21 protein-coding genes are annotated in these 21,456 nt (G+C 69.3%); 13 read left to right on the top strand and 8 right to left on the bottom strand.

Translation table 11 applies throughout. The features are described from left to right. Positions 1-41 precede the first annotated feature (41 nt). The 3 genes from V5F48_RS00720 (at position 42) to V5F48_RS00710 (ending at position 3,712) form a co-directional block, all read left to right on the top strand. A complete protein-coding gene (locus tag V5F48_RS00720; protein WP_394039492.1) occupies positions 42-1,037 on the top strand; it encodes a TRAP transporter substrate-binding protein in 996 nt (331 codons plus the stop codon). A gap of 70 nt (positions 1,038-1,107) precedes the next feature. Continuing rightward, complete coding sequence (locus V5F48_RS00715; RefSeq protein ID WP_394039074.1) at positions 1,108-2,037, top strand: dihydrodipicolinate synthase family protein; 930 nt, start codon at positions 1,108-1,110, stop codon at positions 2,035-2,037. 223 nt (positions 2,038-2,260) lie between these two features. Continuing rightward, positions 2,261-3,712, top strand: a complete 1,452-nt coding sequence (locus tag V5F48_RS00710) for an FAD-binding oxidoreductase (protein WP_394039072.1) — start codon at positions 2,261-2,263, stop codon at positions 3,710-3,712. Between the two features lie 119 nt (positions 3,713-3,831). Here V5F48_RS00710 and V5F48_RS00705 read toward each other — a convergent pair whose 3' ends face one another. From V5F48_RS00705 to V5F48_RS00685, 5 genes are all read right to left on the bottom strand, one after another. Beyond that, on the bottom strand, positions 3,832-5,091 hold the full coding sequence (locus V5F48_RS00705) for an MFS transporter (RefSeq protein ID WP_394039070.1): 1,260 nt from the start codon (positions 5,089-5,091) through the stop codon (positions 3,832-3,834). A gap of 265 nt (positions 5,092-5,356) precedes the next feature. Continuing rightward, positions 5,357-7,408, bottom strand: coding sequence for a PP2C family protein-serine/threonine phosphatase (locus tag V5F48_RS00700; RefSeq protein ID WP_394039068.1), 2,052 nt, complete (start codon positions 7,406-7,408; stop codon positions 5,357-5,359). Further along, complete coding sequence (locus V5F48_RS00695) at positions 7,408-8,244, bottom strand: hypothetical protein (protein WP_394039066.1); 837 nt, start codon at positions 8,242-8,244, stop codon at positions 7,408-7,410. Before V5F48_RS00695 ends, V5F48_RS00700 begins: the two co-directional genes overlap by 1 nt. Further along, the gene (locus tag V5F48_RS00690; RefSeq protein WP_394039064.1) at positions 8,231-8,977 is read right to left on the bottom strand and encodes a hypothetical protein; all 747 of its coding nucleotides are present in this window, start codon (positions 8,975-8,977) and stop codon (positions 8,231-8,233) included. Before V5F48_RS00690 ends, V5F48_RS00695 begins: the two co-directional genes overlap by 14 nt. Then, positions 8,974-9,156: a hypothetical protein gene (locus tag V5F48_RS00685; RefSeq protein WP_394039062.1), complete on the bottom strand. Its 183-nt coding sequence runs from the start codon at positions 9,154-9,156 to the stop codon at positions 8,974-8,976. The genes V5F48_RS00690 and V5F48_RS00685 overlap by 4 nt, the downstream gene beginning before the upstream one ends. A 47-nt stretch (positions 9,157-9,203) precedes the next feature. Here V5F48_RS00685 and V5F48_RS00680 point away from each other — a divergent pair, with 47 nt between their 5' ends. The 8 genes from V5F48_RS00680 to V5F48_RS00645 all read left to right on the top strand — a co-directional run bounded on the left by V5F48_RS00680 (position 9,204) and on the right by V5F48_RS00645 (position 16,825). After that, complete coding sequence (locus tag V5F48_RS00680; RefSeq protein WP_394039060.1) at positions 9,204-9,878, top strand: hypothetical protein; 675 nt, start codon at positions 9,204-9,206, stop codon at positions 9,876-9,878. Continuing rightward, on the top strand, positions 9,875-11,860 hold the full coding sequence (locus V5F48_RS00675; protein WP_394039058.1) for an MFS transporter: 1,986 nt from the start codon (positions 9,875-9,877) through the stop codon (positions 11,858-11,860). Before V5F48_RS00680 ends, V5F48_RS00675 begins: the two co-directional genes overlap by 4 nt. Beyond that, entirely contained in the window at positions 11,860-12,918 is a 1,059-nt protein-coding gene (locus V5F48_RS00670) for an ABC transporter substrate-binding protein (protein ID WP_394039056.1), read from the top strand. The genes V5F48_RS00675 and V5F48_RS00670 overlap by 1 nt, the downstream gene beginning before the upstream one ends. Next, on the top strand, positions 12,918-13,592 hold the full coding sequence (locus V5F48_RS00665; RefSeq protein ID WP_394039054.1) for a GNAT family N-acetyltransferase: 675 nt from the start codon (positions 12,918-12,920) through the stop codon (positions 13,590-13,592). The genes V5F48_RS00670 and V5F48_RS00665 overlap by 1 nt, the downstream gene beginning before the upstream one ends. Positions 13,593-13,750: 158 nt before the next feature. Continuing rightward, positions 13,751-14,101: an STAS domain-containing protein gene (locus V5F48_RS00660; RefSeq protein ID WP_394039052.1), complete on the top strand. Its 351-nt coding sequence runs from the start codon at positions 13,751-13,753 to the stop codon at positions 14,099-14,101. Positions 14,102-14,111: 10 nt separating this feature from the next. Next, positions 14,112-14,591, top strand: a complete 480-nt coding sequence (locus V5F48_RS00655) for an ATP-binding protein (RefSeq protein ID WP_394039050.1) — start codon at positions 14,112-14,114, stop codon at positions 14,589-14,591. Positions 14,592-14,889: 298 nt separating this feature from the next. Continuing rightward, positions 14,890-16,539 (top strand): Na/Pi cotransporter family protein, encoded by a 1,650-nt coding sequence (locus V5F48_RS00650; protein WP_394039048.1) that lies wholly within the window; start codon positions 14,890-14,892, stop codon positions 16,537-16,539. Continuing rightward, on the top strand, positions 16,523-16,825 hold the full coding sequence (locus V5F48_RS00645; RefSeq protein ID WP_394039046.1) for an STAS domain-containing protein: 303 nt from the start codon (positions 16,523-16,525) through the stop codon (positions 16,823-16,825). The genes V5F48_RS00650 and V5F48_RS00645 overlap by 17 nt, the downstream gene beginning before the upstream one ends. A gap of 24 nt (positions 16,826-16,849) precedes the next feature. Here V5F48_RS00645 and epmA read toward each other — a convergent pair whose 3' ends face one another. After that, on the bottom strand, positions 16,850-17,917 hold the full coding sequence (gene epmA, locus V5F48_RS00640) for an EF-P lysine aminoacylase EpmA (protein ID WP_394039044.1): 1,068 nt from the start codon (positions 17,915-17,917) through the stop codon (positions 16,850-16,852). Between the two features lie 142 nt (positions 17,918-18,059). Here epmA and efp point away from each other — a divergent pair, with 142 nt between their 5' ends. Beyond that, entirely contained in the window at positions 18,060-18,629 is a 570-nt protein-coding gene (gene efp, locus V5F48_RS00635) for an elongation factor P (protein WP_149576591.1), read from the top strand. 170 nt (positions 18,630-18,799) lie between these two features. Next, on the top strand, positions 18,800-19,213 hold the full coding sequence (locus V5F48_RS00630; RefSeq protein WP_394039042.1) for a response regulator: 414 nt from the start codon (positions 18,800-18,802) through the stop codon (positions 19,211-19,213). Positions 19,214-19,328: 115 nt separating this feature from the next. On the opposite strand, the gene grpE is transcribed toward V5F48_RS00630, so the two are convergent. Together grpE and hrcA are read right to left on the bottom strand one after the other, a co-directional pair. Continuing rightward, positions 19,329-19,994: a nucleotide exchange factor GrpE gene (grpE, locus tag V5F48_RS00625; protein ID WP_394039040.1), complete on the bottom strand. Its 666-nt coding sequence runs from the start codon at positions 19,992-19,994 to the stop codon at positions 19,329-19,331. A 150-nt stretch (positions 19,995-20,144) separates the two neighbouring features. Continuing rightward, a complete protein-coding gene (gene hrcA / locus V5F48_RS00620) occupies positions 20,145-21,245 on the bottom strand; it encodes a heat-inducible transcriptional repressor HrcA (RefSeq protein WP_394039490.1) in 1,101 nt (366 codons plus the stop codon). Between the last annotated feature and the right edge of the window lie 211 nt (positions 21,246-21,456).

The following is a 21,456-nucleotide window of genomic DNA, read 5'->3' as shown; positions in this document are numbered from 1 at the left end:
AAACGCAACCTGCCCGGAGCCTTGCCATGTCACGTCCCGTCATGCCCCTGTCCCGTCGTCACTTCCTCATGAGCGCCGCAGCCGCCGGTGCCGTTCTTCCCCTCGCCGCGCCGAGCGTGGTGCGGGCCCAGGAGGCGAAGGAATTCCGCCTCGGCATCATCACCCCGGTGGGCCATCCCTGGAACGTGGCCGCCGACAAGGTGGGCGCCATGCTGAAGGAGGAGACCAAGGGCCGGCTCTCCATCACCGTCTTCCCCTCGGGCCAGCTCGGCAACGAGGCGGCCATGCTGCAGCAGATGCAGACCGGCGCCCTCGACATGGGCTGGATCATGACCGCGGAACTCGGCTCGCGGGTGCCGGCCATCGCCGCCATCAACGCTCCGTGGGTGGTGGATTCCACCGCCAAGGCCGGCAAGCTGGTGCGCACCCCCGTGGCCATGAGCCTGCTCGACGTGCTGCCCAAGGAAACCGGAACGGTGGGCCTCGCCTGGGGCATCACCACCATGCGCGTCGTGTTCTCCGCGAAGCCCATCACCGGCATCAAGGATCTCAACGGCATGAAGCTGCGCATCAATACGACGCCGGCCTATCGCGATTTCTACCAGCTGCTCGGCGCCGCCCCGACACCGATCCCCACCCCGGCGGTGTTCGACGCCATGTCCAACGGCCAGGTGGATGGCCTGGAGGCCGACCTCGATTTCTCCTGGAACCAGCGCTTCGACAAGGTGTCGAAGACCATGCTGAAGATGGACGCCATCTTCATGCCGGTCATCGCGCTGGTCTCGGGCCGGGTGTGGCAGACCCTCTCGCCCGCCGACAAGGCGCTCATCACCAAGCTCACCAAGAGCGCGCTCGATCTCCAGGTGGACGAGACCGTGGTGAACGAGCCGGTGCTGCTGGAGAAGTTCAAGGCGGCGATCCCGATCAAGGTGGCGGAAGTGACCGACCGCGAAAAGATCATCACCGAATACGACAAGATCTGGCTGCCCAAGGCCCCGATCCTCGCCGACCTGCGCAAGGCCGGCGCCGCCCTCTGATCCCGGAAACCCGCACGCGGGCGGGGCTTTGCCCTGTCCGCTCCCCGTATCGACACAAGGATGACATGAGATGAAGCCGGCAATCAGCTGGGAAGGCGTCTTCCCGGCCGTGACCACCCAGTTCCGCGACGACTATTCGCTCGATATCGATGCCACCGCCAAGGTGATGGAAGGCCTGATCCGCGACGGCGTGTCCGGCATGATCGTGTGCGGCACCGTGGGCGAGAATTGCTCGCTCACCACCGCGGAGAAGATCCAGGTGATGGAGGCCGGCAAGTCGGTGGCCGCCGGCCGGGTGCCGGTGATCTGCGGCATCGCCGAATTCACCAGCGATTTCGCCATCGCCACGGCGAAGGAAGCCGCCAGGGTGGGCGTGGACGGCATCATGCTCATGCCGGCGCTGGTCTATTCCTCCAAGCCATTCGAGACGGCGGCCCATTTCCGCACCGTCTCCAAGGCCACCGACCTGCCGGTGATGATCTACAACAACCCGCCGGTCTACAAGAACGACGTGACCCCGGACGTGGTCGCGACCCTGGTGGATTGCGAGACCATCGTCTGCTTCAAGGAAAGCTCGGGCGACACCCGGCGCTTCATCGACCTGCGCAACAAGGTGGGCGACCGCTTCATCATGTTCGCCGGCCTCGACGACGTGGTGGTGGAGAGCATCGCCATGGGCGCCCAGGGCTGGGTGTCGGGCATGTCCAACGCCTTCCCGCGCGAGGGCGAGACCCTGTTCCGCCTCGCCCGCGCCGGCCGCTATGCGGAAGCCATGACGCTCTACGAGTGGTTCATGCCGCTGCTGCACCTTGATGCGCGCCCCGATCTCGTCCAGTGCATCAAGCTGTGCGAGCACATCATGGGCCGTGGCACCTTCCTCACCCGCCCGCCGCGCCTGCCGCTGCTGGACCGGGAGCGGGCCGAGGTGGAAGAGCTGATGGCGATCGCTCTGTCCAGCCGCCCCGAACTGCCCGACGTGGGGCTGAAGGCCGCCGCCTGAGGAGGTCGAGGGGGGACCTCTCCCTCTCCCCTTGCGGGAGAGGGCCGGGGTGAGGGGTGTGGCGTGGCCCTTTGAGCCAATAGCCGCCTTCTCTCGCCGCCGACCCCTCACCCCCAACCCCTCTCCCGCAAGGGGAGAGGGGAGGACGGCCGCTCAAGGACCCTAACCCCGCCCTTCAAGCCCACCCTTGCGGAGCCGGGAGCGGTGCGGCACCCTCCCGGCCATGTCGAGCCAAGCCCCGGACCCCGTCCTTCTCGATGCCGCCCGCCTTGCCGGGCTGCTGGAGCGCATCGCCGCGCGCATCGGTTCCGCCCGCGTGGTCACCGATGCGGCGGAGCTTGCCCCCTGGCTGGTGGAGGGCCGCGGCCTGTTTCGCGGCACCACCCCCGCCATGGTGGAGCCGGCGAGCACGGACGAGGTGTCCTTCATCGTCGCTGCGTGCGCCGAGGCCGGGGTTCCCGTGGTGCCGCAAGGCGGCAATACGGGGCTCGTGGGCGGGCAGGTGCCGTTCGGCGGATTGCTGCTCTCGCTCCGGCGCATGAGCCGCATCCGCGATCTTGATCCCAGCGACCTCACCGTGGTGGCCGAGGCCGGCTGCACGCTGCACCAGGTGCAGCAGGCGGCGGCGGCGGCGGGCTGCCTGTTCCCGCTCTCCATCGCCTCGGAGGGCAGCTGCCGCATCGGCGGTACCCTCTCCACCAATGCCGGCGGCACCGCCGTGCTGCGCTACGGCAACATGCGGGAGCTGACCTTCGGGCTGGAAGTGGTGCTGCCGGACGGGCGGGTCTGGAACGGCCTCAGCCGCCTGCGCAAGGACAATACCGGCTACGACCTGAAAGACCTGTTCATCGGCGCGGAAGGCACGCTGGGCATCATCACCGCCGCCGTGCTGCGGCTTTATCCGGCGCCGCGCGCCCGCACCACCACCCTGACCGGCGTTGCAAGCCCCGAGGCCGCCCTCAGGCTGTTCCAGCGCCTGCGCAACGTGGCCGGCGACGCGCTCACCGGCTTCGAGATCCTGCCGCGCTTCGGCATGGAGACGGTGCTGAAGCATATGCCCGGCACCACAAGGGCGCTCGCCGGCGACCATGGCTGGTATGTGTTGGCCGAACTGACCTCCACCCGCCGCGACGACGACCTCTCCGCCTTGGCGCTGGAGGTGTTCGGCGAGGCCTTTGAGGCGGGGGAGATCGAGGACGCGGTGATCGCCGCCAGCGAGGCCCAGGCCGAGGCCCTGTGGAAGCTGCGGGAATCCCTCTCCGACGCGCAGAAGTTCGAGGGCGGCTCCATCAAGCACGACGTGTCGGTGCCGGTGTCGCTGGTGCCGCGCTTCATCGCCGAGGCCTCCCGCGCCTGCGCGGCCCACATGCCGGGGCTGCGGGTGTGCGCCTTCGGCCACATGGGCGACGGCAACATCCACTTCAACCTGAGCCAGCCGGTGGGCATGGACAAGGCGGCCTATCTTGCCTGCTGGGAGGCGTTCAACCGCATCGTCCACGATATCGTGGCGGGGCTTGGCGGCTCGATCTCGGCGGAGCACGGCATCGGCTTGCTCAAGCGCGAGGAACTGACCCTCTACAAGGACCCGGTGGCGCTGGAGCTGATGGCGGCCATCAAGGCCGCCATCGATCCCAAGGGCCTCGCCAATCCCGGCAAGGTGCTGCTGGGGCAATAGACCATCGGCCTCGGTCTTCGACCGATGCCAAGTGGGTTTCGCTCAAGCGCCGCGCGGGCTTGACCAAAGGCGAGTGAGTCACCCTCACCGGCCTTTGGTCCAAGACCCCGCATTGCCCCTCACGCGGGCCGGCGGCGCACCGCGAAGGCGGTCATCACCGCAAGGCCGAGGGGGATCGCCGCGCCCACGAACACCAGGCGCGGCAAATGGTGGTCGAGCATGAGGCCGAACATCAGCGGCCCCAGAAGCGCGCCGATGTCGTAGCCCGAATAGACCACCCCGAACACCTTGCCGGTCGCCCCCGCCGGCGCGGCGCTGCGCACCAGCACGTCGCGCGAGGGCGTCGTCATGCCCATGGCGAAGCCCACCAGCGCCACCAGGCCCACCGTCGCCTCCGGCGGCACCACCAGCACCGCCGCCAGTAGCGCCAGCGCGCAGGCGACGGCGAGCCCGCCCATGGCGATGATGTGATGTTTGGCGGTGCGGTCCGCCACCGCCCCGCCAAGGGCGACGCCGGCCGCATTGCCGCACTGGTAGAGCGTGACCGCCAGCGTCGCCAGCGCCACGCTGGCGCCGAAGCCCTCCTTCAGGGCGACGATGGAGAAGCTCTGGATGCCCGTGAGCGAGATGGAGGTGAGCACGAAATAGAGGAAGGCCATCAGCACCACCGGCGTGGCCAGCACCTGGAAGAAGGTGGGGGCGGGGCCGTGCGCGGCCTTGGCTCCGGGGGGCGTGCCATCGGGCCTGTCATGGGGCGTGTCGTGGGGCGCGTCATGGGCGGCTGCGTGCGCGGGTTCGACCTTGAGGGCCTTGCGACAGGCGAACAGCACCAGGCCGAGCACCACCACGCCCAGCCCCATGGCGCCCAGCGCCGTCCGCCAGCCATGGGCCTCGGCGATGGCGGCGGAGACCAGGGGGGAGAGGGCGAAGCCGATGCTGCCGGCGATCACATGGGCGGCGAAGGCGCGCCCCAGCCGGGCCGGCGCCACCTTGTGGCTGAGAATGGAGAGGTCGGCCGGGTGGTAGACCGAATTGCCGAGACCCGCGAGGGCCGCCAGCGGCAGCAGGACCACGTAATGAGGCGCAAGGCCCATGGCCGCCGTGGCCGTACCCTGCAGCAGCACGCCGCCGAGCAGCAGGCGATGGGCGCCGAAGCGGTCCACGAGGATGCCGGCCGTCACCTGGCCGACCCCGGAGAACAGATAGAAGACGGAGAGCACCGCGCCCAGGGCGAAGAAGGAGACGCCGAGGTCGGCGCGCATCATCAGGAAGAGCGGGGCAAGGGCGAGCTGGAGCAGGTGGCTGCAGAAATGGGCGACGCCCACCGCGCCGATGGTGGAGACTTCCCCGGCCGGCCATTCGGCCGTTCGCGCGTTCATGGTCACGGTCGACACTCCTCCCGGGGCCGGCATGATGCCGTCCCACCCGGCGCTTGCACCGGTTGCTGCGTCTCCCCTCGTCTGGTTCTGCGGCGGGGTTTTCCCCTGCCATTGGGATGGGTCCTGGAGCGCGATCCGGGCAAATTGAACCAATTTGCGCGGTGAATCGCCCTCGAAATCAGAGATAGAGTAAGCGTCGGTCGGGTTGAAGCAATCTGACCGCTAAATCCGGCGCGACGCAGCGGAAGCTGCGTCAGTTGCCATTTCATCTGGTGCGGCGCGGTCCATGCCCGCCGAAATACCGCAGCGTCAGGCAGGTGATGTCGTCGGCCTGCGGCGCGCCGCGCTCGAAGACATGGACCGAGGCGAGCACACGCTCCGACAATTCGGGCACCGACCAGTCCGCCGCGCCGCTCTTGAGCAGGTCTTCCAGCCGCTCCTCGCCATAGGGCCGCTCGTCCACGTCGAATGCCTCGGTGACGCCATCGGTGTAGAAGAAAAGCGTGTCGCCGGGCTGCAGATGGAGTTCGTGCTCCACGTAGACGAAGCCCTCCAGCACCGCCACCGCCATGCCGCCGGTGGAGGGCATGGTGGAGACCTCGCCCGCGCGGGTGATGCGGTAGGGCAGGTTGTGGCCGGCATTCACATAGGTGACGCGCCCGGACGACAGGTCGATCACGCCATAGAGCACGGTGACGAACAGCATCTGCTCGTTCTCCACCGCGAGCAGGTCGTTGAGGCGGCGGATGGAGCTGGCCGGCGAGCGCTCGAACAAGGCGGTGGAGCGCAGCAGGGTGCGGGCGATGGCCATGAACAGCGCCGCCGGCACGCCCTTGCCGGAGACGTCCGCCACCACGAAGCCCAGCGTGGTGTCGTCGATCATGAAGTAGTCGTAGAAGTCGCCGCCCACCTCGCGGGCCGGGGTCATCTGGCCGTGGATGGCGACGCGGGCGTCCGGCGGGAATTCCTTGGGCAGGATGGCGAGCTGCACCTGCCGGGCGATCTCCAGCTCCTGCTGCAGGCCGGCAAGCTTGGTCTTGGTGATGAGGGCTTCGCGCAGCTCCACCACCATGGAGGACAGCCGGGTGTGCTGCTCCACGATGCGCCGCGACAAATCGTGGAGCACGCGGGCGACGCGCCGCAGTTCGTCGTCCTGCTCGCCTTCGGAGCCCCTGGCGAGCAATGCGAGAACCTCCTCGCGGTCGGTAGGATCGATGGCGTCGGCCAGGGCCTGCAGCTCGGCGGAGATGACCACCTCCTGCCGGCGGCGCACGCGCTCGCGCTGGCGCCGGGTCTCGGCCAGGGCCTGCACATTGCCGCGCAGGGCGAGCACCGCGGAGGCGATGCGGCCGATCTCGTCATTGCCCACGTGGCCGACGGTGACGGAGGTATCGCCCCGCGCCAGCGCCTGCAGCACGTCGATGGCCGATTCCAGCGGGCGGAAACTGTACCAGAGGAAGACATTGAGCCCGATGACGCCGATCAGAACGAGGCCGATGGCGCCGGCCACCGCCGACTGGCGGATGAAGGCGGTCGCCTGGACGGTCTCGGTGGTGTCCTCGAAGCTGACCAGCGCGCCCACGGTGCTGGCGCTGATGTCGGAAATCGGGATGCTGGTGACGTTGTAGTTGCGCCCGTCCAGCATCACGCGCTCGGAGGTGGGGCGGCGGGGTGTGATGGCGAGCTTGGCCCGTTCCCACAGGCGGAAATCGGTGCTGGCCACCACGCGGCCCCGCAGGGTGACGAGGGTGGTGGTGGCGCTGAGGCCGCGGGCGAAGCGCTCCATGCCGAGGGCGGCGTCGCGCCCGAGCACCAGGACGGCGGTGCCCTTGCCGGGCAATTCCACCGTGCGGGTGGTCAGCACGATGACCTGGTTGGCGCTCACCTGCCTGAGGCCGGAGAGAACCTCGCCCTTGAGCGCCCGGTCGAGGCTGCCGGCGTCGAGGATGTAGCGGTTGGCGGAGCCGCCGTCGCTGAACACCACTTCCCGGTCGGCGCTCACCACTTCGAAATAGGTGGCATCGTCGGCAATGTTGATGCCCAGCTCCTGGAGCGCGGCGGAAACGCCGGGCCGGTCGGAGAAGCCGAGGGCGATGCGGAAGGCGGCGGAACTGTCCACGCGCTCGATGATGCGGGCGAGGTTCGCGGTCTGGAAGGCGACGATCTCGCGCCAGAGCACGGTCTGGCCCTCGATGGCGAGTTCGGCCTCCTGGGCCTCGGCCACGCGGTCGCGCAGCAGGGTGGCGCCCCAGATCCCCAGCATGAGGACGGCGAAGCCGGTGGCGACGATGAGCGTGATGCGGGTGCGCAGCAGCATCAGGCGCCTCGTTCCTTCTCAGCCGCGCCGGGCGCGGCCAGCACCTCGCGGCGCACCCGTTCCACGTCCGGCCGCAGCCCCCCGTCGAAATCCACGGCCAGCAATTCCTCCGCATAGGCCTCGAACACGGCGCGGCGGTCGGCGACCCGCCGGTTGCCCCGCTCCAGCGCCCGCAGCGCACGGCCCACCGCGCCATGGGGCCCGGACCGGCGGCTGTAGCGCAGCGGGTCGTCGGAGGTGCCGTATGCGCCCTCCACCGCCCCGAGCAGGCCCACGGTGAGCCGGGAGCGGTTGCGCTCCAGGGCGCCGCCCACCAGCAGGCCGGCGGCAAGGGCCGCGAGGGCTGCGCACACCGCCACCACCACCGCCGCCTTGACGCCGATGTCGGCGAACGAGGTGGCGAGGGCCGCCGGATTGGTGGTCACCTCCACCGAGGCCACCGTATTGCCGTCCACCATCACCGGCGCGGACACCGAATCGGCACCGGGATGCTCGCCGATGGCGCTGCGGATCTCGCGTCCGTCGGCGCCGCGCAGCACGATCTGGGTCAGGCCGGGCGTGCGCGCCAGGGTTTCGGAGAGATGAATCTCAACCCCTGGCAGCAGCTTCAGCGGGATGCCGAAGCGCGCGGCCTTCTCGAACTGCTGCGCCAGGGTGCGTGCCACCGAGGTGCCGATGACGAGGGCGTCGCGCCGGGCGCTCTCCTCGACCCGGGCGCGGTAGCCGTTGATGAGCAGGGCCGCGGCGGCGGAACCCAGGATGAAGGTGACGAGCAGGGCGAACAGGCCGGTCAGCAGGCGGGCGCGTCCCCCCTCCGGAAGCTCATGCCGCATCATCGAGCGCTCCCAGCTGCCCGAGGCCGCGATCGACACGGGCTTCCGCGTCGCGCCAGCTCTTCACCGTTTCATCGGCAAGCTGGGAGAGGACGCCGTCGTCGTTCGACGTGGCGCCGTCCCCGCCGAGGATGCGGGCGACCCGGTCGAAAGGCCGGGTCATGACATAGGCGAAAACCACGGCGGCCAGGATCGCGGCCACGGCCGCGGCAAGGATCAGGACCGCGGTGCGGGAGATCAGATCGAGGCCGAGCCGGTCGGCGCGGGAGGTGCGCGCCTCGTTCGAGACGGTCACCGATATGCCGCCGGCGACACCGAGGTCGTTCTCGAATCGGCTGCCGAACACCGTGTCGCCGCGCTCCGCCGCGGTCCACACCTCGTCGATGGACAGGCGGCGGACCCAGTCCGGGGCCACCTCCTCGCCGATGACGCTGCGATCCGTGGAATAGATGGCCCGGCCGGCGGCGTTGAAGATGTCGATGGCGAGGATGGAGGGATCGCTTGCCTTCTCGCGCTCGATGCGCGGCTGCAGCAGGGAAATCTGGTCCAGCAGCAGGCCGATAGAGAGGTTCGCCTCGGTGGAGGCGCGCAGGGTGCCGAGCAGGTTGGCGACGCGGGCGCGCTCGATCTCCTCGCCCACCTTGTCGCTCGCCGTGAAGGCGATGGCCGCCACTGCGATCACCGCGGCGCTCACGGAAAGGACAGCGACCAGGATGAGCCGGCTTACGAAAGTCATGCAGTGAGCTTCGGTGGAAGGGTTGGCCGGACGTTAACCGCCAGCTTCAAGCCAAACCAGACAAAAAACTCATCTGCGACCAAAAAAACCTTCAATCTCAGGTCCCTTTTCGTGGCATGAAAGGGCTTGCCGGCAGGCGAGAAGGTCGCCTTTGCCGTAAGTTGCGGTTCGTTGGCCATGCCACGCGGGCCACACGACGCGGACCAGAGACACGCGGATCCAACACATGGCGCGGACCACGCTCGGGCTGATCGCGGTGTTCGCACTGATCGCGGCGGCATGCGTGGCGTTCGGCGCCTACTTCTCCTATGTCACCCTGCTCAACGCCCACCGCTCGGTCATCGAGGCGCGATTCGGCATCGCCGCCGTGCGGGTCGCCGACGTGGCCGAGCAGGCGGCATCCCTGGGCATCGCCTTGCCGGCGCAGAGCACCCTGACCAGCCTGCTCGATCGGGAAGCGCGGGTCGAGCCTGCGATCCGCTCCATGGATCTGGCCGACGAGCGCGGCATCGTGCTGTTCTCCAGCGATCCGGCGCGCGTCGGCATCGCGGAGGCGCAGGACGGCGGGCGCGGCCTGACCCGGCCGGTGCGCAACGATCTCAATGAGGTCATCGGGCGCGTGGTGGTGCGATATGATCCCCACATCCTCGCAGCGGGCGCGGCCGCGCTCGGCAACGACCTCAAGCTGATCGCCCTGCCGGCGCTGACCGGGGCGGGCGTCGCCACCATCGTTATCGGGCTGCTTCTGGCCGCCCTGCTGCGCCGGGCGGTGCGGCGTGCCGCCGATCCGCTCGCATGGCCACCGGCCGCGCGGGCCGCCCTCGCCGCGGCCGAGAGCGTCCACCGGGAGGCGGCCGGCAAATCCCCGCCGGGGCCAGCCCGGTCGCGGAGGCGGGCATGATCGGGCTGCGCGGCGGCATCACGGTCGCCATCGTGCTGATTCTGTGCTCGGCCCTCGCCTTCATCGGCTGGGGGGCCGAGCGGGCGGCGCAGCGCACCATCGCTCCCGAAATCCTGGCCAAGGCCAACACCGTCGCCCGGTCTGCGGCCGACCTCCTGGGGCGCGCCGGCACCGTCGGCGTCCCCTTCGACCGACTGGTGGGGGTGAGCGACTATTTCGAGAACCTGCGGGCCGCCAATCCGGAGTTCGCCCAGATCAGCCTCGTCTCGGCGTCGGGCGCGGACCTCGCCCGCGCGGGCGACGCGTCGGGCTTCGCCGGCGCACCGCAGGCCCGCATTGCGGTGGTGGACGCCTCCGGGCGGCAACTCGGCGACGTGCTGATCCTGGTGGACCCGACGGCGGTCACCGCCCAGGTGGGCGCGGTGCTGGTGGACGTGGCCTTCATCGGCATCGTCTCCCTGCTGGTGGCTCTGGAACTGGTGGCCCTGGTGGTGGGCTCGCGCGGCATCGGCGCGCTGATGGCGGTGGAGCGGCGGCTGAAGGCTCTGGGGCGGGGCGTGCTGGCGCGGCACGAGGGCAACCCCGGGGCCGCGGGCACCCTGGTGGGGCCCATCGACCGCCAGATGAGCGCCCTTGCCGAGCGCCATGCGGAAATCCGGGGGGCGGCGGAAGCGCGGGGCGACGCTGCGGCAATCGCGCGCCTTGAGGATCTCGAAACCCGGACCGGCCTCGGCCGGGTCCAGGCGGCGGAGAGCGAGGACGCCATCGCGGTACGTCCCGCCCTGTTCCTGTTCATGCTGGCGGAGGAGCTGACACGGCCGTTCCTGCCGCGATTCGCCCAGACCATCGCCGGCAGCGGAGCGTTCTCGCCGGATTTCGCGGCGAGCCTGCCCATCGTCGCCTTCATGGCCGTGGTGGCCCTGTGCCAGGTGCCGTTCGCGGGGATCTCCGAACGGCTCGGCCGGCGCCCGGGATTCGTCATCGGCGCCCTGCTGGCGGCCACGGGCTACGCGCTTTCGGCGGTCAGCCCCTCCTATGGCCTGTTCGTGGCCGCCCGCGTCGCCACCGCGGTGGGCTATGCCCTCGTCTTCGTCTCGTCGCAGGGGCATGTGGTGGACTTTTCCGCGGGGGCGGCGCGCGGCGCGGCGCTTGCCGTGTTCGTGCGGGCCATCATGGTCGCCAGCCTGTGCGGGCCGCCCATCGGCGGCGTCATCGCCGACCGGCTGGGCGCGCCCTCAGCCTTCATGGCCTCCGCCGGCCTCGCCCTCGTCGCCCTCGTGGTGGCGCTGCTGACCCTGCCGAAGACGGTTCGGCGCGTGGGCGCGGCGGCGGGCGTGGGCCTTGCCGACCTGAAGGGCGCCGCACGGGCGCCGGGGCTGATGGCGCTGCTGTTCGGTTGCGCCTTCCCCGCCAAGTTCCTGTTTGCCGCCTTGTGCTTCCTGCTGGTGCCGCTGGAGTTGCAGCGCCTCGGCTACACCTCCGCCGCCATCGGCCGGTTCCAGATGATCTATCCCATCATCATGGTGCTCGCCGTGCCGTTCTTCGCCGCCATGGCCGACCGGTTCGACGCCCGCGGCGGCTTCGTGGTGGCCGGCGGGCTGGTATCGGGGCTCGGCGCCATGGCCATGGTGCTCCATCCATCCATCGCTTTCATCGTGGTGGCGCTGGTAGCGCTGGGTTACGGGCAGGCCCTGTCCATCGCCTCCCAGTCGGCGCTGGTGGCCGACACGGCCTCGTCCCTCGGCGGCGGCCGGGCGGCCGGCGTTCTTGGCCTGTTCCGGCTGGTGGAGCGCAGCGGCAACGCCGCCGGCCCCGCCAGCGCCGGTTTTCTCATGGCCACCATCGGATTTGCGGCCGCGACCACGCTTATTGGCACCGTGGTAGTAGCCGGAGCGGCCCTGTTTGCGCTATCGGGGCTGAGAACCGCGCATCATCCCCGCCGCGCCTCGTCCGCGGCCGCATCGGAAGGAAGCTCCGCCTGATGGATCGCCGCTCCCTCCTTGCCCTGGGCCTCGGCGCCGGCGCCGTGGGGCTCGCCGGCCGCCTGCCGGGCGCCCATGGCCAGCCGCCGGCCGCCAACGGGCAGACGTCTCCCGCGCCCGCCGCGGCGCCGGCTCGGCCCCTCCGCATCCTGATGCTCACCTTCCGCGGCGATACCGACGTGGAGCGCGGCTTCCGGGACTATTTCGCCGCCAACGAGATCAAGGTGGAATTCCTCACCCGCGACGTGGAGCGCGATGCGGGCCGGGTGAAGCCGATCCTCGCGGAGGTACTGCCCACCTTCAAGCCGGACCTCATCTATACCTACGGCACGCCCAACACCCTGGCGGTCGCCGGCCCCTACGACGCTCCGCCGGATTCGCCCTATGTGCACGACATCCCCGTGGTGTTCGCGCTGGTGGCGGCGCCGGTGCAGGTGAAGATCGCGCCGTCGCTGACCTCGTCCGGACGCAACGTCACCGGCGCGGTGCATGTGGTGCCCACCGACGTGCAGATGCGCGCCATGCAGAGCTACAAGCCGTTCCGCAAGGTGGGCGTCATCTACTCGCCGAACGAGCGCAACTCGGTGGCCATCATCGATGAGATGAAGGCCTTCGTCGCCGGCATCGACGCCACCATCATCGCCCAGCCCCTCACCATGGTGGGCAACCGCCCCACCGGCGACGGGGTGGAGGACTTTGTCCGCAACCTGAAGGCGCAGGGTGCCGATTGGCTCTATCTGCCCGCGGATACCTTTCTTGCCACCATCTTCGACCGGGTGGGGCCGGCGGCGCTCGCCGCAGGTCTTCCCACCTTCGGCGCCACCGAATTCTTCCTGCGCGAGGGGCTGGGCCTCGTGGGCCTGGTGAGCCGGTACTATTCGGTGGGCCAGCTGGCCGCCTCGAAGGCGGTGGAGATCCTGGTGCAGCGGGTACCCCCTCGGGATATTCCCATAGAGACGCTGCGGCGCTTCGCGCTCATCATCAACATGAACATTGCCAAGCAGCTCGGGGTGTATCCGCCCATCGCGATGCTCAACTATGCGGAAGTGATCACCTGATGAACGCCCTGCGCGAGTTCGCACTGACCGAACCGCTCACCTCACGCGCGCTTGGCCCGGACGACATCGACGCGGTCGATGCGCTCCACCACCTGGCCATCGGCCCGCTGGTGCGGCCGGAGGTGGTGAAGCCGGAGAACCGCTCGTATTTCGAGGGCATCCTCGACGGGCGCGGCTGGATCGTCGGGCTCCATGATGGCGCCCTGCTGGTCGCCTACGGCATTCTCCAGCACGACCATACCCCCAAGGACGGGCCGCACCGCCTGCTCGGCCTGCCGGCGGAGACCAAGGTGGGCCGGCTCGCCGGCGCCTCCGTGCACCCGGCCTATCGCGGGCGGGGGCTCCAGCGGGTGCTGATCGCGGCGCGGGTCAAGGCCGCCCCGCCCGACATGGTGCTGTTCTCCACCGCGGCGCCGGTGAATACGCCAAGCTGGTCGAGCCTGCTCGCGGAGGGCTTTCCCATCCACGACATCCAGCTCTTCTTCGGCGGCTATGCCCGCTATGTGCTGGTGCGCGACGGCAGCACCTATGACCCGGCGGAAGCGGTGCTGGTGGATCCCCTCGACATGGCCCGGCAGAAGACGCTGTTCGCCGAAGGCTGGCACGGCTACGAGCGCAGCCGGCTGGACTGCGGCGCCGCCGGCGTTCTGTTCGCACCGCCAAGGAAGGCGTGACGTCCGAGGGCAGGTGTCCGAGGGCAGGTGTCCGTGGGGGTGACGTTCGAGGCCGACGCCGGTGTTTCCGCTTCCCACCGTTTTCACTAAACTGTCGCAGCCGGCGGGCCACCTTGTGGTCGGATCGGCTGGCCCTCGACCGTGAGAGACACGCGCGCATGAAGATGGAGAGTCAGCCGCTCGCACCTGGCCTCGTCCTCGTCAGCCTTGACGGGCGTCTCGACATTTCCGGTGCCGCCCAGGTGGAGCCGCAGTTCAAGGCCGCCTGCGACGCGGCCAATGTGGTGCTGGTGGATCTGTCCCGCACGCCGTTCATGGCCTCCATCGGTATCCGCCTGCTGCTCACGGGTGCCAAGGGGCTGCGGCGGAAAGGCGGCAGCATGCACCTGTGCGCCTGCGACCCGCAGGTGGAGAAGGTGCTGATTGCAACCGGCGTGCACCAGCTGGTGGCTATCCACGCCACGCGGGACGAAGCGCTCGCCGCGGCGGGCTCCTCCAGTGGCACCTGACGGGACGCCCATGCCCGCGCCCACCTCCCCGCGCCCGTTCCCGCCGACGTCCCTGCCGGCCGCCGAGAGCCTGATCTCCTCCCTCCATGTGGACGCGCGCATCGACGACATCACCAAGGCGACCGGATGGCTCGGCGCCCTGGCCGAAGACGAGGGCTGGTCGCCGGCCACCCGATTCGCCCTTGAGCTGTCGCTGGAAGAGGCGCTGACCAATGTGGTTTCCTACGGCTTCCAGGGCAGTGCCGCCGTCCCCCTCATCCGCATCGAGTGCTATCGCCTGCCGGAAGGGCGGGTGGCGGTGTGCCTGATCGACAACGGCATGCCGTTCGATCCCACCACCATCGCCGAGCCGGAGGTGCCGGCCTCCATCGAGGATGCCAAGATCGGCGGGCACGGCGTCCAGCTCATGCGCAACTTCCTCGAAACCCTCGCCTATGCCCGCGAGGGTGAGGAAAACCACCTGACCCTGATCGCCCGCAAGCCGGAGTGATACCAACGGCCGGTGAGCTTTACTCATGAGCCGTGAGCCCGTCATGGGCCGTGGGTCAAGCCCGCGGGGCGCTTGAGCGACACCCGCCCGGCATCGCTCGAAGACCGAGGCCGACGGTATGAGTCCCGTTCCCGAACGGGGGGCAAGGCCGGGCGGCCTTGCCGCAGGCCCCGCGACGGGCCGCCCGCGGCAACGTGGCACCGGACTGGCGTCGTTCTCCTGTCGTCATAATGATACAGATCCGCGCTAAACTTGCCGGCTATCCATCCATATTGACGGAGGGCGCTGCGGAGCAGCCATGGCGATCATTGCGCAAATTCTCGCCGGGCTTGGGCTGCTCTTCGTCGGATTGAAGATCATGTCGACGCACCTGCAGCAGGCCACGGGCCGGCGGGTGCGGAACCTGCTGCGCACCGCCACGCGCTCGCCGTTTGCGGGGCTGCTGTGCGGCACTTTGGCCGGGGCGGCGACCCAGTCGTCCAACGCGGTGGCGGTCATCAGCGGCAATCTGGTGCGCGGCGGGGTGCTCGCCACCCGTGATGCCATTCCCATCGTGGCCGGCGGCAATGTGGGCACCGCCGCCCTCGTCTTCGTGGCCGCCATCGATTTCCGCCTGCTGGTGCTCTACCTGGTGGCGATGGTGGGGTTCGGCTTCCAGTTCAAGCTCGACCGCCGACCGGCCTTCAAGGAATGGATGGGCGTCGCCCTCGGCCTGGCCCTGGTTCTGCTGGGGCTCGACTACATCAAGCAGGGGCCGCGCGCACTCGATGTGAGCGCCCTCGCCACGTTGCTCGACCACGGCATCTCGCCCTGGGTCGGCTTCCTTCTGGGGCTCATCGCCGCCGCCGTCAGCCAGTCCTCCTCCACGCCCACCATCCTGGTGGTGGCGCTGATGCAGTCGCAGGTGCTCGGCCTCGACGATTCCATCGTCATCGTGATGGGTGCCAATCTCGGCTCGGGGATCTCCGCCGTGCTGACAGCCGGCGAGCTGGAGGGCACCGGACGGCAGCTGTGCTACGTGCACGTGCTGGTGAAGGCGGTGGGCTGCCTCCTCGTCGGCGCGGTGTTTCCGGTGGCCGCATGGCTGGGGGTGGATCCGGTGGCGATGCTTTCGCAGATGGGCGGCGGCAAGGCGTCGGCCTCCCTGTCCCTGCTGTTCCTGGCCTTGCAGGTGGCGGGTGCGGTGCCGGTCTCCCTCGCCCGGGGGGTGACCGAGGCCATCGCCGCGCGGCTGAGCCCGCCGACCACGGAGGACGGCGCGTCGAAGCCGCGTTTCATCCACGAGCGGGCGCTCGGCGACTTCGCCACCGCCCTGGATCTGGCCGAGCAGGAAATCATGCGGCTGGTCAAGCTTTTGCCCACGCTGCTGCCGGACCTTGACCAGCAGGACCAGAGCGGGCCGGCGGAGCGCCTGGCCCTGTGGCGGGGCGCCAACGCCATCGGCGTCGCCATCGACCAGTTCCTGTCCGACCTCATCGCCCGCGGCGTGCCGAGAGGCAGCCTGCAGACCGCCTTGCACCTGCAGGCGCTGGTGGAGACCGTGCGCACCCTGCAGGACACGCTGCACGCCTTCACCGAGGTGGTGGAGGGCTTTCCCGACCTGCCGCCCCTCGGCTTCAACCTCTCCGAATCCCTGCGCACCATCATCCTGTCCCTGGCCGATGCCACCGATGGCGATACGGAAGATCTCGACTTCATCATCACCCTCGCGGGGGATCGCAGCGACCTGCTGAGCCGCATCCGGCGCCAGCTTGCCGCCTCCGCGCTGGGCACGGGGGAGGACGCACGCCAGCTGCTGCTCGCCACCAGCCTGTTCGAACGCGGCGTCTGGCTGGTGCGCCGCAGCGCAGTGGCGTTGCGTGCTCCTGCGAATGAGGCTAATCCCGAGGTCAACGCGGCCTCCGGCGAGGCGCCCAAGCGAGAAGTGGCCGATGCACATCGAACGTGAGCAGCTCGGGTCCGACGTGGTGCTGAAGGTGGCGGGACGGCTGGATACGCCCAACGCCAAGCCGTTCGAGGCAAGCCTCATGGAAGTGGTGACCACCACGGATGGCGGCCTCCTCGTCAACCTCGCCGGCGTGGACTATGTCTCGTCCTCCGGCCTGAGGGCGCTGCTGGTGGCGGGCAAGGCCATGCGCACCGCCAAGCGCAAGCTCACCTTGTCCTCGCTGCAGCCGCAGATCCGGGAAGTGTTCGACATTTCCGGCTTCTCGACCCTGTTCGAGATCACCTGAACCCGAGCGGCTTCAGGTTTCCGATCAGCCGACCGGCGCCCACAGTACGTCCTCGATGCGGCGGGCGCCGCTGGCCAGCACCGCGAGGCGGTCGAAGCCCAGGGCGCAGCCGCTCGCGGCCGGCATCACGGCCAAAGCCGCCAGGAAATCGGCATCGATGGGATAGCGCTCGCCATAGAGCCGCTGCTTCTCGTCCATCTCCTCCTCGAAGCGCCGGCGCTGCTCGTCGGCGTCGGTGAGCTCGCCGAAGGCATTGGCGAGCTCCAGCCCGCAGGCATAAAGCTCGAACCGCTCGGCGAAGCGCGGGTCCTCCGGCTTGGGCCGGGCCAGCGCCGCCTCGCTCACCGGATAGTCGCACAGCACGGTGGGTCGGCCCATGCCGAGCTGCGGCTCGATCTTTTCCACCAGCACCCGCGAGAAGATGTCCGCCCAGGTGTCATCCGGCGCGGTGCGGATGCCGTGCGCCGCCACCATCTCGGCGAAGGGCCTCGGATCTGGCGGCGCGCCGGGAGTGGGGAGCACGGCGGCAAGCGCCATGCCGGCATGACGCTCGAAGGCGGCTTCCAGCGTCAGGCGCTCCGGCGCGGCGAAGGGATCGCACGCGTGCCCCCGCCAGGCGAAGGTCGACACCCCGCCGGCCTGCGCGGCACAGGCGAGCAGGACCGCGCAATCGTCCATGAGCCGGGTATAGGGCGCGCCGGCGCGGTACCATTCCAGCAGCGTGAACTCGGGGTGGTGGGCCATGCCCCGCTCCCGGTTGCGGAACACGCGGGCGAACTCGAAAATCTTCTCTTCCCCGGCGGCCAGCAGCTTCTTGGCGGCAAATTCCGGCGAGGTGCGCAGATAGAGCGGCCGCCGCGTGCCATCCGGGCCGATGAGATCGGTTGCGAAGGCGTGCAGGTGCGCCTCGTTGCCGGGGGAGAGCTGGAGCGCCGGCGTCTCCACCTCGACGAAGCCTTCGGTGGCAAGGCGGGCGCGGATCGCCGCCATCATGCGCCCGCGGGCCAGAAGGAACGGGCGCCGGTCGGCATGGACCGACGGGCTCCACCATGGGCTCGGGCTGGGGCTCTGGGCGGGCGATGATACCGCCATGGGGCGCGAAATCCTTGTTGCGGCAGGGTGCCGGAGGCAGAAAGGCGGGCACGAGACTGGTTTTGTGCGCCAAGATCGCTATGTTGCGCGCCGATAGATCAGGAGCGGCACGCCGCCGCACAAAGTTCAAGGAACACGCGACGTGGTCAAGGTCATCGCCAGCTCTCTGCGCAAAGGCAATGTGGTCGATATCGACGACAAGCTCTATGTGGTGCTCACCGCTGAAAATATTCATCCCGGCAAGGGCACGCCGGTCACCCAGCTCGACATGCGCCGCATCTCCGACGGGGTGAAGATCTCCGAGCGCTACCGCACCACCGAGCAGGTGGAGCGCGCCTTCGTGGAGGACCGCCCGCATACCTTCCTCTACGAGGATTCGGACGGCTATACCTTCATGAACCCTGAGAATTTCGACCAGGTGATCGTGACCAAGGACGTTATGGGCGACTCGGCGGTGTATCTGCAGGAAGGCATGGAATGCATGCTCTCCACCCATAACGGCGTTCCCATCGCCATCGAGCTGCCGGCGCGCGTGACGCTGGAGATCGTGGACACCGAGCCCACCGTGAAGGGCCAGACCGCCTCGTCCTCCTACAAGCCGGCCAAGCTCTCCAACGGCGTGCGCACCATGGTGCCGCCGCACGTCTCCGCGGGGACCCGCGTGGTGATCATGACCGCCGACGCCTCCTATGTGGAGCGGGCCAAGGACTGACGGGAGGAGGACCCGGGACGGGCGCAAGTCCGTCCTGTTGTCCGTCCTGTTGCCCGTCCCGCCATCCCTGCGGGGCCGCTTCGCGGCCGCGGCATCTTGCGGAACGGATGGAACTTTTTGCGAAGTCCATCCGTTGACGCGGAAATAGCTGTCAGTCAGGGCGTATCGCTATGATCTTTACGGGAAAGCGGGTTCTCGTCGTGGAAGACGAGTTCCTTGTGGCCTTAGGGCTGGAAGACAATCTGAGGTCGCTGGGCTGCACCGTGGTGGGTCCGATCTCGAGCCTGTCCGGTGCCAAGGCCGCCGCCGCCCATGAAAAGGTTGATGCCGCCATCCTCGACGTCAATCTGGCGGGGGAGGCGGTCTATCCGGCCGCATCGATCCTGGCAGACCGGGGCATCCCCTTCATCTTCTGCTCCGGCTACACCGGCAGCGTGCGCATGCCGGCAGAGTTCGCCGACGCGCCGCGTGTCGCCAAGCCCTATACCAGCCGTGCCATCGCCGAAGCCTTGTCGGACCTGCTGTCCGGCGGGCCGTCCGGGGAAACGACCCTGCGTGGCCCGGCGATCGCCTCCAGCGCGTGACGCACTCTCGCGCGAAGCGGGAGCGGCCTTGCGGGAGGAACGTGCGATCCACCCGATGGATAGAGCATTTCCCGGGACTTGATGTGACCGGGAAAGTCTCCGAATGCCAGGGGCGTCAGGCCGCCCCGGCCTCCTTGTCCTTGTCCGAAGCCTGGGACGCGGCCGCCTCGGCCTTCGGCCCACCGCGGGCCACACCCACCATGGCCGGGCGCAACACCCGCTCACCGATGACGTAGCCGGACTGCACCACCTGCACCACCGTGCCCGACGGCACGCTCGGGTCGGGAACCTCGAACATGGCCTGGTGCAAATTGGGGTCGAACTTCTGGCCCTTGGGCTCGATCTTGCGGATGCCGTGCTTTTCCAGCGCCTTGACGAGGCCGCGCTCGGTCAGTTCCAGACCCTCCAGCAGGCCCTTCACCGCACCGTCCGCCGTGGCCTTGGCCTCCTCGTCCACCGTGCCGAGGGCGCGGGCGAGGTCGTCGGCCACGTTCAGCACGTCGCGGGCGAAGGAGGCGATGCCGTAGGTCTTGGCGTCCGCCACTTCCTTCTCGGCGCGGCGGCGGATGTTCTCGGCCTCCGCGAAGGCGCGCAGGAACTTGTCCTTCAGGCTCGCGATCTCGGCTTCCAGGAGCAGCTTTTCCCCGGCGAGGTCGCCGGCGATCTCCTGGTCGGCGGTGGCGAGGGCTTCCGCTTCGGCGGTGGCCTCGTTGACGCCCGTGTTCACACCGTTTTCGCTTGCGTCGCCGCCGGTCTCGGGCGCGCGCTTCTGCTCGCTCATCCGGTTTCTTCCCCTGCCATGAATGTTCGCCCCCGCAGGGGCAAAGGCCAAATGTCAACGCGGATATCGGGGCCTTGGCGCCAAAAATCAAGACGGCGCGCGCGCCGGCGCGGATCTGCCCCGAAGTTTCGTCGGTGCGGGGCGATCCGCTCAGGCGGCGTCCACCCCCGGAGCGCCGAGCACGCGGCTGACCAGCCGGGCGGTGAAATCCACCATGGGCACGATGCGCCCGTAATTGAGCCGGGTCGGGCCGATGACGCCGAGCACGCCCACCACCCGCCCCTGACCGTCGCGATAGGGCGCCACGATGGTGGAGGAGCCGGACAGCGAGAACAGGCGGTTCTCCGAGCCGATGAAGATGCGCAGTGCCTGCGCCTCCTCGGCGCGGCCCAAGAGGTCCACCACCTCGCGCTTGGTCTCCAGGTCGTCGAACAGCAGGCGGATGCGCTCCAGGTCCTCCAGCGCGTGAAGGTCCTCCAGCAGCTTGGCCTGCCCGCGCACGATGAGCTTGCGGTCGCCCGGCTCCTCGCCGGACCAGGAGGCGAGGCCGTCTTCCACCACCCGCGCCGTGAGGGCGTCGAGGTCGAGCCGCAGCTCGGCGAGCAGATTTTCCATCTCGGCCCGGGCGTCGCCCAGGGTGCGGCCGCGGATGCGGGCGTTGAGGAAATTGGTGGCCTCGGTGAGGGCGGAGGTGGGCAGGCCCGGCGGCAGGGGCAGGACGCGGTTTTCCACCTGCCCGTCCTCGGAGACGAGGATGACGAGGGCGCGGCCCGGCTCCAGCGGCACGAATTCCACATGCTTGAGGCGCGGATCGGTCTTGGTGGCGGTCACCACGCCGGCGCCGCGGGCGAGGCCCGAGAGCATGGCGGAGGCTTCCTGCAGCACGCCTTCCACCGTGGTGGTCTTGGCGGCGGTCATCACCTGGGTCTCGATATTGGTGCGGTCGCGCTCGCTCACGTCGCCGATTTCCATCAGCGCGTCCACGAAGAAGCGCAGGCCGCGCTCGGTGGGCAGGCGTCCGGCGCTGGTGTGGGGGGCATAGATGAGGCCCGCCGTCTCCAGGTCCGCCATCACGTTGCGCACCGAGGCCGGCGACAGGGTCATGGGGATGAGGCGCGAGAGATTGCGCGAGCCCACCGGCTCGCCGGTGGCGAGGTAACTTTCCACAATCTGGCGGAAGATCTCCCGCGCGCGCTGGTCGATCTGCGCGAGGCCGCCGGTTGACAGGGGCTGGAACGGATCGAGCGCCACTTGTGTCACGCCTTCCTTGGGTCATGCCTTCCACTGGGCCGGGCGGCCGTGGGCTTTCATTATGTGTCCATGAAAGCCCCCCCGCACAAGCGCCGTCACGCATCGGGCGCGGCTTTGCGTCCCTCGCGCCGTCCCGCGCAAGAACGGCCCCCGGTCACGGCCGCCGTTCGCTCTCTGGCGTCCGCCGCATGTCCTTCACGCGAACCGGTCT

Origin of the sequence: Xanthobacter autotrophicus ATCC 700552, from assembly GCF_043194565.1 — a bacterium.
Classification (GTDB): Bacteria; Pseudomonadota; Alphaproteobacteria; order Rhizobiales; family Xanthobacteraceae; genus Xanthobacter; species Xanthobacter autotrophicus_F.
The sequence above is the reverse complement of the archived record's forward strand: the minus strand, read 5'-3'. Positions and strand labels throughout refer to the sequence as shown.

Excerpts from the sequence above, each read along its gene's own strand:
- V5F48_RS00720 (WP_394039492.1), top strand. The coding sequence starts at position 42 with ATGCCCCTGTCCCGTCGTCACTTCCTCATGAGCGCCGCAGCCGCCGGT.
- V5F48_RS00715 (WP_394039074.1), top strand. The coding sequence starts at position 1,108 with ATGAAGCCGGCAATCAGCTGGGAAGGCGTCTTCCCGGCCGTGACCACC.
- V5F48_RS00710 (WP_394039072.1), top strand. The coding sequence starts at position 2,261 with ATGTCGAGCCAAGCCCCGGACCCCGTCCTTCTCGATGCCGCCCGCCTT.
- V5F48_RS00705 (WP_394039070.1), bottom strand. The coding sequence starts at position 5,091 with ATGAACGCGCGAACGGCCGAATGGCCGGCCGGGGAAGTCTCCACCATC.
- V5F48_RS00700 (WP_394039068.1), bottom strand. The coding sequence starts at position 7,408 with ATGCTGCTGCGCACCCGCATCACGCTCATCGTCGCCACCGGCTTCGCC.
- V5F48_RS00695 (WP_394039066.1), bottom strand. The coding sequence starts at position 8,244 with ATGATGCGGCATGAGCTTCCGGAGGGGGGACGCGCCCGCCTGCTGACC.
- V5F48_RS00690 (WP_394039064.1), bottom strand. The coding sequence starts at position 8,977 with ATGACTTTCGTAAGCCGGCTCATCCTGGTCGCTGTCCTTTCCGTGAGC.
- V5F48_RS00685 (WP_394039062.1), bottom strand. The coding sequence starts at position 9,156 with ATGGCCAACGAACCGCAACTTACGGCAAAGGCGACCTTCTCGCCTGCC.
- V5F48_RS00680 (WP_394039060.1), top strand. The coding sequence starts at position 9,204 with ATGGCGCGGACCACGCTCGGGCTGATCGCGGTGTTCGCACTGATCGCG.
- V5F48_RS00675 (WP_394039058.1), top strand. The coding sequence starts at position 9,875 with ATGATCGGGCTGCGCGGCGGCATCACGGTCGCCATCGTGCTGATTCTG.
- V5F48_RS00670 (WP_394039056.1), top strand. The coding sequence starts at position 11,860 with ATGGATCGCCGCTCCCTCCTTGCCCTGGGCCTCGGCGCCGGCGCCGTG.
- V5F48_RS00665 (WP_394039054.1), top strand. The coding sequence starts at position 12,918 with ATGAACGCCCTGCGCGAGTTCGCACTGACCGAACCGCTCACCTCACGC.
- V5F48_RS00660 (WP_394039052.1), top strand. The coding sequence starts at position 13,751 with ATGAAGATGGAGAGTCAGCCGCTCGCACCTGGCCTCGTCCTCGTCAGC.
- V5F48_RS00655 (WP_394039050.1), top strand. The coding sequence starts at position 14,112 with ATGCCCGCGCCCACCTCCCCGCGCCCGTTCCCGCCGACGTCCCTGCCG.
- V5F48_RS00650 (WP_394039048.1), top strand. The coding sequence starts at position 14,890 with ATGGCGATCATTGCGCAAATTCTCGCCGGGCTTGGGCTGCTCTTCGTC.
- V5F48_RS00645 (WP_394039046.1), top strand. The coding sequence starts at position 16,523 with ATGCACATCGAACGTGAGCAGCTCGGGTCCGACGTGGTGCTGAAGGTG.
- epmA (WP_394039044.1), bottom strand. The coding sequence starts at position 17,917 with ATGGCGGTATCATCGCCCGCCCAGAGCCCCAGCCCGAGCCCATGGTGG.
- V5F48_RS00630 (WP_394039042.1), top strand. The coding sequence starts at position 18,800 with ATGATCTTTACGGGAAAGCGGGTTCTCGTCGTGGAAGACGAGTTCCTT.
- grpE (WP_394039040.1), bottom strand. The coding sequence starts at position 19,994 with ATGAGCGAGCAGAAGCGCGCGCCCGAGACCGGCGGCGACGCAAGCGAA.